The sequence below is a fragment of the Rhizobium freirei PRF 81 genome (genome assembly GCF_000359745.1).
GTDB classification, from domain to species: Bacteria; Pseudomonadota; Alphaproteobacteria; order Rhizobiales; family Rhizobiaceae; genus Rhizobium; species Rhizobium freirei.
In genome coordinates, this window is sequence record NZ_AQHN01000096.1 from 82,459 (window position 1) to 95,838 (window position 13,380).

The 13,380-nt window shown below is 58.4% G+C and carries 11 protein-coding genes and 2 pseudogenes; 11 read left to right on the forward strand and 2 right to left on the reverse strand.

What is annotated here, in order from left to right; genetic code table 11:
• Positions 1-79 precede the first annotated feature (79 nt).
• Positions 80-265, reverse strand: coding sequence for a hypothetical protein (locus tag RHSP_RS32615; RefSeq protein ID WP_037155997.1), 186 nt, complete (start codon positions 263-265; stop codon positions 80-82).
• On the opposite strand from RHSP_RS32615, the gene ligD reads away from it, so the two are divergent.
• Positions 264-1,316, forward strand: a complete 1,053-nt coding sequence (ligD, locus tag RHSP_RS32620) for a non-homologous end-joining DNA ligase (RefSeq protein WP_004129850.1) — start codon at positions 264-266, stop codon at positions 1,314-1,316. The genes RHSP_RS32615 and ligD overlap by 2 nt on opposite strands.
• 61 nt (positions 1,317-1,377) lie before the next feature.
• Positions 1,378-2,151, forward strand: a complete 774-nt coding sequence (locus tag RHSP_RS32625; RefSeq protein ID WP_004129855.1) for an SOS response-associated peptidase — start codon at positions 1,378-1,380, stop codon at positions 2,149-2,151.
• Positions 2,152-2,463: 312 nt separating this feature from the next.
• Here RHSP_RS32625 and RHSP_RS32630 read toward each other — a convergent pair.
• Positions 2,464-2,772, reverse strand: a pseudogene (locus tag RHSP_RS32630) (hypothetical protein); the annotation flags it as partial.
• 122 nt (positions 2,773-2,894) lie between these two features.
• Between RHSP_RS32630 and RHSP_RS36150 the strand changes: the two are divergent.
• The 9 genes and pseudogenes from RHSP_RS36150 to RHSP_RS32670 all read left to right on the forward strand — a co-directional run bounded on the left by RHSP_RS36150 (position 2,895) and on the right by RHSP_RS32670 (position 12,995).
• Positions 2,895-3,197, forward strand: coding sequence for a hypothetical protein (locus RHSP_RS36150; protein ID WP_246451478.1), 303 nt, complete (start codon positions 2,895-2,897; stop codon positions 3,195-3,197).
• Positions 3,196-3,701 (forward strand): annotated as a pseudogene (locus RHSP_RS32635) (SOS response-associated peptidase family protein); the annotation flags it as partial. The gene RHSP_RS36150 and the pseudogene RHSP_RS32635, both read left to right, overlap by 2 nt.
• Before the next feature lie 212 nt (positions 3,702-3,913).
• Positions 3,914-5,080: an endonuclease/exonuclease/phosphatase family protein gene (locus RHSP_RS32640; protein WP_240535561.1), complete on the forward strand. Its 1,167-nt coding sequence runs from the start codon at positions 3,914-3,916 to the stop codon at positions 5,078-5,080.
• Positions 5,081-5,259: 179 nt separating this feature from the next.
• Positions 5,260-6,876, forward strand: a complete 1,617-nt coding sequence (locus tag RHSP_RS32645; RefSeq protein ID WP_240535562.1) for an amidohydrolase family protein — start codon at positions 5,260-5,262, stop codon at positions 6,874-6,876.
• A gap of 345 nt (positions 6,877-7,221) precedes the next feature.
• The gene (locus tag RHSP_RS32650; protein ID WP_004129867.1) at positions 7,222-7,554 is read left to right on the forward strand and encodes a hypothetical protein; all 333 of its coding nucleotides are present in this window, start codon (positions 7,222-7,224) and stop codon (positions 7,552-7,554) included.
• Positions 7,551-8,159 carry a hypothetical protein gene (locus RHSP_RS32655; protein WP_004129870.1) on the forward strand — a complete coding sequence of 203 codons (609 nt, stop codon included), beginning with the start codon at positions 7,551-7,553 and terminating at the stop codon, positions 8,157-8,159. The genes RHSP_RS32650 and RHSP_RS32655 overlap by 4 nt, the downstream gene beginning before the upstream one ends.
• Positions 8,160-8,456: 297 nt before the next feature.
• Positions 8,457-9,341 carry a hypothetical protein gene (locus tag RHSP_RS32660; protein WP_004129878.1) on the forward strand — a complete coding sequence of 295 codons (885 nt, stop codon included), beginning with the start codon at positions 8,457-8,459 and terminating at the stop codon, positions 9,339-9,341.
• Between the two features lie 163 nt (positions 9,342-9,504).
• A complete protein-coding gene (locus RHSP_RS32665) occupies positions 9,505-11,283 on the forward strand; it encodes an ATP-dependent nuclease (protein ID WP_004129881.1) in 1,779 nt (592 codons plus the stop codon).
• A 5-nt stretch (positions 11,284-11,288) separates the two neighbouring features.
• A complete protein-coding gene (locus tag RHSP_RS32670; protein WP_004129884.1) occupies positions 11,289-12,995 on the forward strand; it encodes a UvrD-helicase domain-containing protein in 1,707 nt (568 codons plus the stop codon).
• Positions 12,996-13,380: the final 385 nt, after the last annotated feature.

Here is a 13,380-nt window from a genome sequence, read left to right on the forward strand (position 1 = left end):
CTTCAAGGTCGTGTTGGCGGCCGACATCATGTCGAGCAAAATGCTGATGTTCTGTTTCTGTTCCCACCGAACTGAAGAGTCAAGCAACCGGAAGGATGGGAATATTATCCTGAACATGAGGAATTAGAAGAATATCCATGAGAATCAGGCCGGTAGCGCCGGCTGAGTTTTTTTCGGAGCGCCCGCGCCTCTTCGGTGTGGATTGCGGGGACAAATGGCGTATCGTCACAGTGTCTTTAAGGTTCTTCTGCTGAACTGCCGCCATGACGAAGCCTCCGAGATCAAAACCGCTCGTTCGTGACACCGAGGCTCCGATCCGCTCAAAGCCGCGCGTGAAGCGAAATCCGGCCCAGCCGCAGCTGCTTTTCGATCCGATGCCCGACCGCGTCGAGCCCGCGCTGGCGCAATTGAAGAGCCATCCTCCAAAGGGAGACAAGTGGAGCTGGGAGGTGAAATGGGATGGCTATCGCCTCGCCGTTCATATCGAGCCGCAGGGTATCCGGATCCTCACCCGCGGCGGCCATGACTGGACGCACCGGTTTCCGGCGATCCTAGAAGCGGCCCGCGCGCTCGGGCCGGCGACGATGATCATCGATGGCGAGGCCGTTGTGCTCGACGCAGAGGGGCGGCCGGATTTTGGGCTGCTGCAGCAATCGCTCGGCGCGTCTGGCAAACAAGCGGGTAACCGAGCTTCTGATGCGATCTTCTACGCTTTCGATCTCATCTATTTCGATGGACACGATCTGCGGGGTGTTGAATACCGGTCGCGCCGACATCTCCTTGATGACCTGTTGACCGGCAAAGACGGTGGCATTCGGCTATCGGAAACACTCGACGCCGAACCAGCCGTCCTCCTTGAGCATGTCTGCCGCCTCGGCCTGGAAGGCATCGTCGGCAAGCACCTCGACCGGCCCTATCGCTCCGGCCGGACCGGGGATTGGGTGAAGATCAAGTGCGTCCAGAGCGAGGCTCTCTTCATCGTCGGCTATGAGATGTCTTCGGCGTCCCCTGCCGGCTTTGGCTCGTTGGTGCTTGCTGCCTATCGCGGAGCCGATCTCGTCCACGTTGGAAGTGTCGGCACAGGCTTCAAGGAAACGGAAACCATCCGGTTGCGAAAGATGCTGGACAAGCTACGCTGGAAGCGAAAGCAGCCGCCCCTGCCCTATTCCGGAAGTTCCGATATTGTCTGGGTCGAACCGACCCTGATCGCCGAGATCGAGTTCCGCGCCTGGACGTGGGATGGGAAACTTCGCCATCCGTCTTACAAGGGTTTGCGAGAACGGCAGGACAATGCCGACGTCTTCCGGCTCGACTAGCGAAATCAGCCTTATACGCTAGATTGTCGCCCATTCGTGCTCGGTGGAGTAGATATCTAGCATGTGCAACCTTTATCGCATGGAAGACAGGGACTGGGTCGCGAAGTGGGCCCAGGATGCCGAAAGCCTGATCAACCTGATGCCGGCATACCAGATGAACCCCGATCAGATGGGGCCGATCGTCCGCAATACCGCGGACGGGAAGAAACAACTGGTCCATGCGCGCTGGGGACTGCCCTCCCCGCGCTTCGCGCTCGAGAAGACGGCCAAAGCCAAGGCCGAGAAACTTGCGGCCAAGGGTAAGCCATTCGATCTCGAAGCGCTGATCCGCATGGAGCCCGACCGCGGTACGACCAACGTGCGCAAGCTCAGTTTTCCGCATTGGAAGCGATGGTTCGGCGTCGAAAACAGATGTCTCGTCCCGGTCACCAGCTTCGCGGAACCGGATCCAGCCAGCCAGGAAGAAGGTGGCAAGGTGCCAAATGCCTGGTTCGCCCGCGACGAGCAAAAGTCGCTGATGTTTTTCGCTGGCATCCATGTGCCGCAGTGGCAGAGTGTCCGAAAAGTCAGGGACGGCCTGACAACCGACGACCTCTATGGGTTTTTGACCACGGATCCCAACAGCCTGGTGAAGCCGATCCATGAGAAGGCCATGCCGGTCCTGCTACTGACGAAGGAAGAGACCGACACCTGGATGCGGGCGCCTTGGGATGAGGCCAAGGATCTCGCCCGCCCGTTACCGGATGACGCGCTGATCATTTCGTCGCGCGAAGTCTATGGCTCCACGATCGTCTCGACATCCGGAGAGCCGGTGGAACAGGGCAGTCTGCTTTGACGTCTGAACTCAGAGCTTGATTGTATCGGAAAACGAAAAAGCCTGCCGCGGGAGGAGGTGCGGCAGGCTTTTCGAAAGAATTGAACAACGGCTGGGAGGAGGAGTGCCGCTGTTCCGTCAGGCGCCCTTTGGGAGGAGGAATGGGTCACCTGAAACACGAAGCTCTGCGGGAGGAGGTGCATCGCTTCGATGATCTGAGAATACCAGAGGCTGCTCCGACCGCCAGCGCTCAGATTGCAGTACAGCCATGCGCCTGTTGCAACGCAACATAGATCCTCTGCTTATTTTTCGGCCATTATTTTCGAGACGCAGCTTTCCCGTGCTGGGCTCGAAACCGAGAACGAATTCGATTACCTTGTCGGAGGACATTTCGCACGGTTTCAGTATCGAACCCGGTTCAGCCAATCGATAGAGGTTGAAGCTGACGATATCTGTTCCGCTAAGCTCCTCGCCATAGAGCCAGATCCGTTTGCCATCCTCCGACCGCTTGACGGTCACGCCCCATGGCCGGCCACCAAAATATCCGCCGACACAGCCGTCCGGAAATTTCGCAAGCGCGTCTTCAAACGTCGCCAGAACAGGTGGAGGTGTTTTGCCGCCAGCGGTCATGGTGCCAGGCATTCGTCGCAGATCCCGCAACCATCGTCATCCATGCTCGACGCCGGACGTAACCATCGACAACACGGACAGGTCGTTGCATCCGCCGCGCACTTCTCTTCGCGGTCCGGCGGAAGAATCTCAATGTGGAATTCCGACAGGGTATCGGCCGCGCTTCGATCCATGACGACGCTCCAGTTCGGGGTTACACCAGAGATAGTACGCCTCGAAGGCTGCGCAAGCCGGCAGAGATCGCCATCAAGGGACGATCCAATTCAAATACAGTGCCACAATCGGGCAGCCTTCTTGACGATATTCCGCCAACCTTATTCATTCGGGCAATGTTCAAAGCCGCAAACGCCGTGCAGATCAGAGTTTCCATCGACGAGATCGAGCCGGACCGCTGTCTGGTTCTGCCGGTCCATTGGAACCTGCAGCATCTGCTGTGAAGGCGCGCCGAACCTCGAAGCGCGCGAGGACATCAAGATTACCGATATCGGCCCGATCGTCAGGACGATCGACGGAGCCCGCGATGAGGCCGAGCTCATGCAGCGGCGCTGGAGCTGGCCCGGACCGAACAAGCGGCCGGTGTATAATTTCCCGTCGGAAGGTCGGGAGTTCGCTTCCAATCGCTGCCTAATCGTTGCCGATGGCTTTTACGAGTTCACGGGTCCGGAGGATCCGAAAAAGAAGCGCAAGGACAAGTGGCTGTTCACGAAGAAGGACGAGCTGATCTTCTGCATTGCCGGCATCTGGCGCGACACGCCGGAGGTCGGAAAGGCTTTCACCATGCTGACGATGGCGCCGGGGCCGGACTCGCCCCTTACCACGATCGGCAGATCGTCATCCTGGAACGCGGCTCCCGGGCAGATTGGCTTGACCCCGCTGTTTCCGGAAAGTCGTTGATCAAGCCGCTCCCGGTGGGCACCCTTTTTGTGCAGCGGGTCGGCTGAACCGGAATAACTCCAGCGCCACCCTAATCGGCTGCCGATCGTGAGAATGTTTAAAAATAGCTGCCGGCGCGGTACCAGAACTCTTGCGCAGATTAGCAAATTGTAATTCACTCCTCTCGATCAACTTTGAGGCGAAGGGGGCGTCGATGATCCGGTATCTGGCAGCATGCCTAATAGTTTTGTTCGGATCGGTCGACGCCCTGGCAAGCCAGGTGACGATCGCCACCTGGAACCTCGGCTGGCACATGGACATGGAAACAGTGCGGCAGTGGATCGGCGAATGTTCGAAGAACTATGTCGAAGATCCCGCCACCGGCAAGTTCAAAGCATCGCAAGAGGCGGGGTTCAAACCGGGATGGGACGTCGACGCGTTCAAGATTGAGGGATGGGACGTCAGCCGCCTGCCCGTCTGCAATGTTTACTCCGCTGGCGGAACCGTTCGCGTCAATCTCGAGGCCTACCGCAAGCGGCAGGAGCAAATCGCCAACTTCATCGCTCGTTCCATACCAGCCGACATTATCGCCTTTCAGGAAGTCAGTGGCGAGCAGTCAGTCCGGGAAGTGCTTCCGAACGGTGGTAGCGATTACGATTTCTGTCCGGTGACCGGCTACAAGGTGCAGCGCCTGGTCATCGCATGGAAGAAAGCGCTGGGCGAAAAGGTGTCCTGTACCATTGAGGACGCGCTTAGCCTTCCCACCAATCCCGACGACAAGCGGCCACGCCCAGGCCTTGCGCTCACCCTCAGGATCGATGGGAAACTGTTTCGGATCATGGATGTCCACCTCAAGTCGAGCTGCGTGTCGCCATTCGACGGCGGAAACCTGGAGGGATCGGACAAGGATTGCACGATCCTGCAGCAACAGATTGATCCGCTCGAACGTTGGGTCGAGAACGCGGCAGCCGACGGCGCCAGGATGGTCCTCCTCGGCGATTTCAACCGCAACTTCTGGCATGAACTGCGCGACCAGCGGCCGGCCAGGACCGACGCCAGCGGGACCTCGTCGCCGCGGTCGGCGGGGGTGTTGTCCCGGTCTCTCATAGAAGAAGTGGCCGATGGGCAGCCAGCGGCCGCCGATCTCAAGATTCTCGACGAGCACTGCCAGATCAGCGATGCTGGGCAGGCACTTTGCACCCAGGCCGAAATCCGCGACCTGACCCCGCCGGAAACACAGCTTCTCGCCTCGGACAATTATCTCGGGTGCCGCAATCCGGTAGGCCTTGATCACATCCTCGTCGGGCCCGGAATCAAAAGCGACGGCCCGGCCGAACATTTGAGCATCGGAAACCTTGGTGGCAACAAAGCAGGCACCCCGAACGGGAAAGACCAGGTATTGGCGATTTCGGATCACTGCCCGATGATCGCCCGGCTGAATTTTTGAACCCTCGTCTGTGACGATCAGAACGCTTGGCGGGATTTCATGTCTGCATTGCATCGGGGCCGAGTTGGGGGATGATTATGCTACGTCGAGCTTTTCTAACGCAGGCATCTTTGTCTGCTGTCGCATTGACTACGGGTTGCGGACGACCGAGCCCGTCGGTACCGGGCGAAGGCGTCCCGTTGGTCGACGCTCATTGCCACGTTTTCAATGCGTCGGATCTCCCGACCACCCGCTTCCTGCGACAAGTCGTCTTCGAAGATTTTCCCAAGCAGTCGGTCGCCCGCATTCTCGCAGTGCGTGATCCTGACGTGACCGACGAATTCATCGCACTTCTTCTGAAGCTGCTCGGCACGGGAAGCGCACCGACGGCGGATGAGGAAATCGCGTTCCTCGACACCGGACGGAACGGAAAAGCCGCTTCTCTGACGGTCGACAAAGCGCGCGCGGCGGCGGTCGAAGACACAAGCCAGCATCTCCTGGAACTCGATCGGAAGAGGCGGCGGATCGTTACGATGACAGCCCCGGGCGATCTGGCGACACGATCATCTATCTCCGAGGAAAAGTTCCTCAATTATATGCTCGGTGACCCGATCAAGACTCTGCGCGCCAACGAACCGCTCACGATCGGAGAAGCCCGCGGAGCCAGCCAGCGCGCTTTCCTGAGGCAAGATCCTGTGGGGCGCTATCTCAATTGGTTCAGTCTGTTTCGCCTTTACCGGTACGTCCTTGTTGATCGCCTGGTTGCCGACAGCAAGGCACAGGACTTCAATCCGGTGCTGTTGACGCCGGCGCTCGTCGATTATGATGAGTGGCTCTATGAAGATGTAGACTTTTCGCCCTTACCCCGGCAGATGGTGGTGATGGATCGGATTTCGCAGCGCATGGCGAAAGCGAAATCCGGTCCCGTCGTCCACGGCTACATGGGGTTTGATCCGCTCCGGGAAGTGGCATTCCGGAAAGGGAAAAGCAGTATAAGCTCGCTTGCGACTGCCTATTCGGCTCTGATGAAACATGGCTTCGTCGGCATCAAGCTCTACCCGCCGATGGGCTTTCGTCCCACGGGCAACCAGCCGCCATATCCGGAGCGAACAGTGAAGAGCCTGGGATTTGACCCCAGCGAGGAACTCGATGCTGCGCTTCGAGACCTCTACAAGCTCTGTGTCGATGTCGATGCCCCAATATTGGCTCATGGCTATTCGTCGAACGGTTCCGGTCCAGATTATGCAAAGCGGGGCGATCCCGCCTACTGGATCCCCGTGTTCAAGGAGTTCCCCAAGCTACGGGTTTGTATCGCGCATTTCGGTCGTTTCAGCGCACGGTCGGCTGGACGGGAAGGAATGCTTTTGCCGGATGGCAGTTGGGAATGGCGGCTCGGTGAATTCATCAAGGAAAACCCGGGCCGGAACGTGGTCGCCGACATCAGCTATTTTTCCGAGGTGCTTTCGGCCGGCTCGAAAGAACGAGACTTCCTTGCGAAGTCCTTCAACAAATGGCTGGAAAAATTCGATAGTGGTTGCGATCACATCGTTTACGGAAGCGACTGGATCATGCTCGGGAAGGAGGCAGGCTATAGTCACTATATCGAAAGCGTGAACGCCTTTCTGCGCACCGACTGCGGTCTTTCGGACGATACTTGCGACAAGATTTTCCGTCGCAACGCGCTTCGTTTCCTTCCCTTGGAACGGGGAAGCCTGGGGCGCGAGCGGCTTCTCGCCTACTATCGAACAAATGGACTGGATGAGGGTCGCCTTCCCTTTGCAAGCTCGCGCCTGGTCGCCCGTCTCTTTGGTCGGTGAATAAGCAGCGACCGGCTCGGTCGTGAGCGCCGTGAAAGGACTCGAACCGTCAGTCCCATTGCACAAGGTCAGTTAACAAGTTGATTGAATTGGAGATTGCAGGGCTTCAACAGCAGTTATGCAAGCTATTCCTATCTCACATAATTCCGAGTTGTGTGAATTCAGCTCTCGCCATGGTTAGATTGCCGGCGGCATTATGCAACGGCTCCTCGAGCAGTTTTGACGAAGACCCTCCTGTCCGAATCGAAACTCATGCGCGCGTTTCTCGTGATATGATTGCAATCTGCTATGACTGTCCACGAAATACCGGAAAGATTCGAGAGTGCGAGGCGTATACGAGGGAAAATGGCCAAGTTTTTAGAAGAAGAGTTCAACGTCATTAGAAGCGTCATCGATAACGGCGGTGTCTACACGATCACCATCGACGCGTCTGATATCCCCGTGGACGCAAGGACCGAAACATTCCCCGGAGTTGCCCCGAACCTTGAGACCGGCTTCGAGCTGCCGCCATCGAGCATCATTCATGATCCGGTTGTGGCAAACGAAATCCTGACGAAGATCGATACGTGGGGGCAGATCCAAGTGCTGGTCTACAAGCGCGGCGGCAAGATTTTTTACAAAAAGCTACCAGATGGGCGGTACGAAGCCACGATCGAGCGCGCCAAGGATACCGCATGACATTCAGTACGCTGACGCCGCTTGAGCGGGCGATCCTTGATCACATCGGTCCAATGCTGTCGTCGGAAGAGCATATTTATCTGGATGAAGCCGGGGAAAAGGTGCTTCATCATGCGAGCCACCTGAAAGAAGGCGGAGACTTGGCCGACGAGATCAAGGCGCGGCTACTGAATGGCGAGAAGTTAAAGCTTCTGCATAATCACCCTAACGGTGGTTCTTTGAGCAGCTTCGATTGGAAGGTGATGACCGAGCACTTCGGTCAGCTCGAGATGATCGTTGTCACGCCGTGGGATTCCGTACACCGCGGTCGTGTCGATTACGATTTTCAAGCAGATGAGATGAAGCTAGTGCTCCCCCGGCTGAATACCGTTTTCAACGAGATGAGCCACCTAATCCGGGTGCCGTACATTTCCAGTCTGAACCCATCACTGCCAGTCGATGCGGAGCGTGTGACGTCTATTTACATGAACCAGCGGCTATTTGGGCTGGGGATCGTCGACTACGGCGCGGAGCTAAGCCTCGCGGATCACTCCGTCATCATCGACCTGCTGAGGGAGCCGCTCCGAAACGTGTGGGACAAACTCCTCATTAAGCGGCTTCCCTAGGCGGGCGGGCGGGCGGCGTGAACGGATTGTTGGTGGCCAATACACATCCGCTGGCATCTGTCCGACAGGTCCCTGAATGATGGGCGCACCCTGCCTCGCCATCGGGACCACTATGTCGAAAACCCTTTCTCGCTCTACGACGGCGATTTGATGATAGGTCTATTCGGGGATCTGTCCAACGAATGAACGGACTTCTACGGGCTCGGCGCCAAGCGCAATCTCTCGATGTTCGTACCCGCAAAAACGGACTTCCGCCGATACGGAAAACCTGAAAATCGCACATAAGGAAAGCAGCGCATGACCGCATGGACGTTAGACGAGCTTCGCCGGCTGGATCTGAAATACGCTGAAGAAGGCGTCCACGTCCATCAGCGGCCCTTTCGTGCCGCAATGGAACTGCTCGGCTCCAATTTTGTCATGGGTGTTGGCGAAAACCCTGACGTCAAACGGATCATGGACGCTTACACCGCCATGATGCCCGAAGTCACCACGAGTTGGCCGGGCGCTGGCATCGGGTTCGCTGCATCCGTCGACCAGGTTCGAAAGCTCACTTTCCCAGTTGTGTTCGGCGAACGATTGCTTCAGCCTTGGGAATTGTCCGGTTTCAGCAGCGCGGAGGAATGGCGGAATTGGTGCCGGCAGGACCGGACAATCGCCGGTGAGATGGCTCTCGCGGTCGCTGACCTCCATGATCTCACCATGGGCTTGAATGAAGTTGAGCACGGCGCTCCGGCGGCGATCACGCTCTGGCGCATGGCGCGATCGAACATCGAAGACGTGGCGAACACGATGCCGACGACGTTCAGCCATGACTCTGTCATTCAGCCGATTTGCATGGTCGCGGAACTCTCGATGAAAGCGGCTCTCGTCTGGGACGGTGTTGACCCTCAGTCCTTCAGGAGAGGAAAGGACGGGCACAATCTGTCGCTGCTTGCCCTCCGCATGGCGGGCACGCGGCCACATCGCGACGACGCGCGTGTCCAAGCCGTTGTTGCCGCGCTGCCGCCCTATGTCGAAAGCCGATACAAGCCTGCAGGCTTGAAGCGGCTGCAGGTCGTCAAGCTCGCTTTGGGTGTACAGTTCATCGCGGCATCGAGCTTGCGGCGCATCGCCAGCGCGGATCTCGCCCTTCAAATGGAGAACGACGATTGGCCTGGGCCGCGGCAGACTTTCGTACTCTAGGGTTAGATCGTGACTTTCTCCGTCTAGCAAAACCTTTCGCCGTGATCAAAATTACACTCTCATAGAGTGCAAATGCCGCATTGATTACTTAGTCACGTCGGACAAGCTCGGTGCGGAATGCTATTGATAGAATCACAACTAGGCGGGGCTTTCGGGGGGTATTGTGCGCATCGCTCGGGTTCAAATCGAGAATTTTCGGGGAATTAAGCAGGCCGAGGTCCATTTTTCTGGAACATCCGTCCTGCTCGGCGACAACAATACCGGGAAATCAACAGTATTCGAGGCGATAGAACTCGCCATCGGCGCAGACCGATTGGCCCGGACGCAAGCCATCGACGAGCACGACTTTTACGGCGGCGATTATTTGCCCGTGGAGGGCGCTCTACAAAAACACATCAAGGTTGAAGTTGTCATTGCAGCCTTGGATGAGCAGCACTGCACGAAGTTCCGCAACAATCTCGAATTCTGGCGGCAGGCCGACCGCTCGCTCCTCGGGGCCGGTCAGGGAGTAAATCTTGGCCAGCCCGGCATCGAGCCCGCGGTCCGCATCCGCTTCGAAGGGGCCTACGACCCGGAGAACGATGACTTCACCGCCAAGACATGGTTCGCCGTGCCACGGCATGAGGACGGCACATCCATCAATGAGTGCCGTTCCAGCGACAAACGCGAATTCGGCTTTCTTCACCTTCGCGCACTGCGAACCGGGAACCGAGCGCTCTCGATGGAACGTGGCTCGCTCCTGGACATCATTCTCAAGACCTACGAAGTGCGTACCCGCATGTGGGAAGGGCTGCTGCGGCAGCTCCGCGACCTCGATGTCGTCGGCGCCAACGACCCTGAGTTCGGCCGCATTCTGACCGCCATTCGCGACGCTATGCGCGACATCGTCCCGGGCGAATGGGCCGATGCGCCTCATCTTCGCGTCTCGGAATTGACGCGCGAGGATCTGCGGCGCGTCCTGAAATCCTTCCTCGCGACCGGTGTTCCCGGTTATGCCGCTCCCTTCCAGCATCAAGGCTCAGGGACGATCAACGCGCTGGTGCTCGCCATGCTGGGGCTGATCGCCGAGCGTCGCAACGGTCGCGTCATCTTTGCGATGGAGGAGCCCGAACTCTCACTTCCACCCCACGTGCAGAAGCGCGTCGTCGACAAGGTCAGAGGCATCGCAGCCCAAGCCCTCTTCACCTCACACTCCCCCTATGTGATCGAGCAGTTCCAGCCGGAACAGATGATGGTGATGACCCGCAGCGCAGCGGGTGTCCTCACCGGATCGAATATCGAGCTTCCCCAAAACCTGAAGCTGAAGACATTCCGCGATGGTTTTCGTACACGCTTTTGCGAGGCTCTTCTTGCCCGTCGCGTCATCGTCGTCGAAGGCAAGACCGAACTCGTTGCCTACAGCGCGGTCGCCCGTCGAGCCGCAGAACTTGCGCCAGCACACTACCAGCGGCTCGATTCACTCGGATGGGTTCCATTCGACGCCGGCGGACAGACAGCGGTCGCTTCGTTCGCCACGTTCTTTCGCAGCCTCGGAAAAACCGTCGCCACGATTTTCGATCAACAGGCCGACGCCGAGCGACAGGCGATCGTCGCCTCCTGTGACTCTACTTTCGAACAGCCCTATGCCGGCTTCGAACACCTGCTTGCCGCCGAGGTGTCGGTTGCGATGCAAGCCTGGTTCGTGCGCTTCTTCGTCGACGTAGGAGAATGGCCGCAGGCTCTGAATAATCTCGTGCCGCCGCAAGGCTCGCCAGACGAGACTTACCGCCCTGCCTTTGTGGCTTTGTTCAAGCATAAGAAGGGCGACGATTATCTCACCGTTTTCCTGGAACAATGCCAAGTTGGGCATTTTCCGCAGACCATGTTGGGCATCATCAGCGCCCTCAAGAACTTGGCCGCGCCACCACCACCGCCGCCAGCACAACCCAATATCTTCGAGTGATCGCAATGGCGTTGGTCCTATGCGAACACAGACAACGTCTGCTCCGCACAGACGGCAATATCCTTGTTCGGGGCGGCGCCGGGTCAGGCAAGACCACCATCGCGCTTGCAAAGGCGTGTGCCGATCTCGATGCAGCGCGGCTGGGCCCGCTGGGTAAGGCGCTGTTCCTCAGTTTCGCACGGGCGACTGTGGCGCGCGTCGCTGAACAGGCGACCGCCACGCTGCCTCGTGCACTGATGTCTCGCATCGAGATCAACACCTATCACGGCTTCGCCTGGACGATATTGAAGAGCCACGGCTACCTCATCTGCGCCAAACAAGGGGTGACTCTGCTTTTGCCCGCGCAGGCCCGGGCGCATCTTGCAGGTCTCGATGGGGACGCTCGATCGGCCCGGCAACGAGAGCTGTTCGACACGGAAGGCTTGATCGCCTTCGATCTTTTTCCGACCTTATTGACCGAGCTCTTCCGAGCAGCCCCGATGCTCGCGAGGGCCTATGCCAGGGCCTATCCGCTGATCATCGTCGACGAGTTTCAGGACACGAATACCGAAGAATGGCAGATGATCAGCCAGCTCGGGCAGCATAGTCGCCTTATCGCGCTGGGCGATCCAAAGCAGAGGATATATGACTTCAAGGGCGCGCACCCGCGCCGGTTCGATGAATTCATCGCCGCGTTTAACCCAACGCCCTTTGATTTTGCCAGCGAAAACAATCGCAGTCCCGGCACGGCGATCGCACAATTTGCCAATGACATTATTGCCGGTGAATATACGGCTGCAGCCTATGCAGGCGTTTCCGTCTCGCGATATCGCGGCCGAAGCCTCCGCCCGCTCAAACAGGAAATCCTCAGAACCGTCGCGCGGCTGCGCCGGAATCCCGATTGGTCCCTCGCAGTCCTCGTGCCAGCGAACGCCCTGGCGGCAAGCGTCTTCCATTACATGGCCGAGGCAGCCCACGGCCTTCCTGCCTATCCGGTCGACATTCTGGTCGCGGCCGAAGGCCCCATGCTTGCTGCAGACCTGATTGCTCTCCTAATGGAGCCGCGTCCAAGCGATCAAGACCATGCCGCCGCCATACTGGAGGGCTTGGCTGCATTCGAACTAGGCCGCTCAGAAGAGGCTTCCGCGACGGCAATCCGAAAGGCAGGCCGGTACAAAGACATTGCCCGGGCCGTCCGTGCTCGGGGTTTCAACGGGCTCGGCGCGCGCGGTATCGGTCCGGGCGTTCGAAGCCTCCTGGCGAACATTGAAGCGATCCAACTGACGGGGGATCCTTGGTCAGATTGGCGCGCGGTGCGCGCGCAGCTCGACGCGAACGACCGGGATGAATTCAAGGCGCTCGCGAAGGAAGCCCGCCATTTGCGGCTTCTAACACGCGGCGCGCGGATTGAATCGAAGCTCGCGGAGGCATGGCGCACTCATGGCAGCTACAACAACGCTCGCGCCTTGCTGGCGGCCGCCGTCGTTGAGGACCAATTCGCGGCGACCACCCGTCCCGAGCAGGGTGTCACTGTGATGACCATTCACAAGGCAAAAGGAAAGGAATTCGACGAGGTCATCGTCTTCGAAGGCCTGTTCTCACGCTACGTTCAGAGACCCGGCGCCGATGGCGAACGGTCTGCCCGCTTCAACCTCCATGTCGCCGCCACCCGGGCTCGGCGCGCGCTGACGATCATGACGCCCGAAATCCAGCCATGCCAGCTCCTTCCTTAAAAAAACCGTGACCAACACGACGCCGCAAGCATCACTTCGGTCCGCAATTCTGGTAACGCCGCTTCACCGGCTCTGATAAAAAATGTGGAGCTATTTGACGGCCATTATCTTGTTCATGACGTGACCTGCGACCGCGTAGCAGCCATAGCCTCCTTCGAGGCGCTCGGCCTTACAATGCCCGAGCCCGGGAAAATCATCGAATAAACGTTGCCCGCCACCTTGCTGTCATCAGCTGCCTTGACCACCGCGGGCAAACTTTTCATCCGGTCGTCCGTGCAAGATCTGATGAATACGGACGCTGCCAACGGGACATCGATGATGAGCTGGTGTAGGAGCAGATTTGTCGGCTAGCACTGTAGCTGCCGACGCTGATGGCCTCGTCGTG

Coding starts and splice junctions, on each gene's coding strand:
- RHSP_RS32650 (WP_004129867.1), top strand. CDS start 7,222: ATGGCCAAGTTTTTAGAAGAAGAGTTCAACGTCATTAGAAGCGTCATC.
- RHSP_RS32625 (WP_004129855.1), top strand. CDS start 1,378: ATGTGCAACCTTTATCGCATGGAAGACAGGGACTGGGTCGCGAAGTGG.
- ligD (WP_004129850.1), top strand. CDS start 264: ATGACGAAGCCTCCGAGATCAAAACCGCTCGTTCGTGACACCGAGGCT.
- RHSP_RS32615 (WP_037155997.1), bottom strand. CDS start 265: ATGGCGGCAGTTCAGCAGAAGAACCTTAAAGACACTGTGACGATACGC.
- RHSP_RS32660 (WP_004129878.1), top strand. CDS start 8,457: ATGACCGCATGGACGTTAGACGAGCTTCGCCGGCTGGATCTGAAATAC.
- RHSP_RS32655 (WP_004129870.1), top strand. CDS start 7,551: ATGACATTCAGTACGCTGACGCCGCTTGAGCGGGCGATCCTTGATCAC.
- RHSP_RS32670 (WP_004129884.1), top strand. CDS start 11,289: ATGGCGTTGGTCCTATGCGAACACAGACAACGTCTGCTCCGCACAGAC.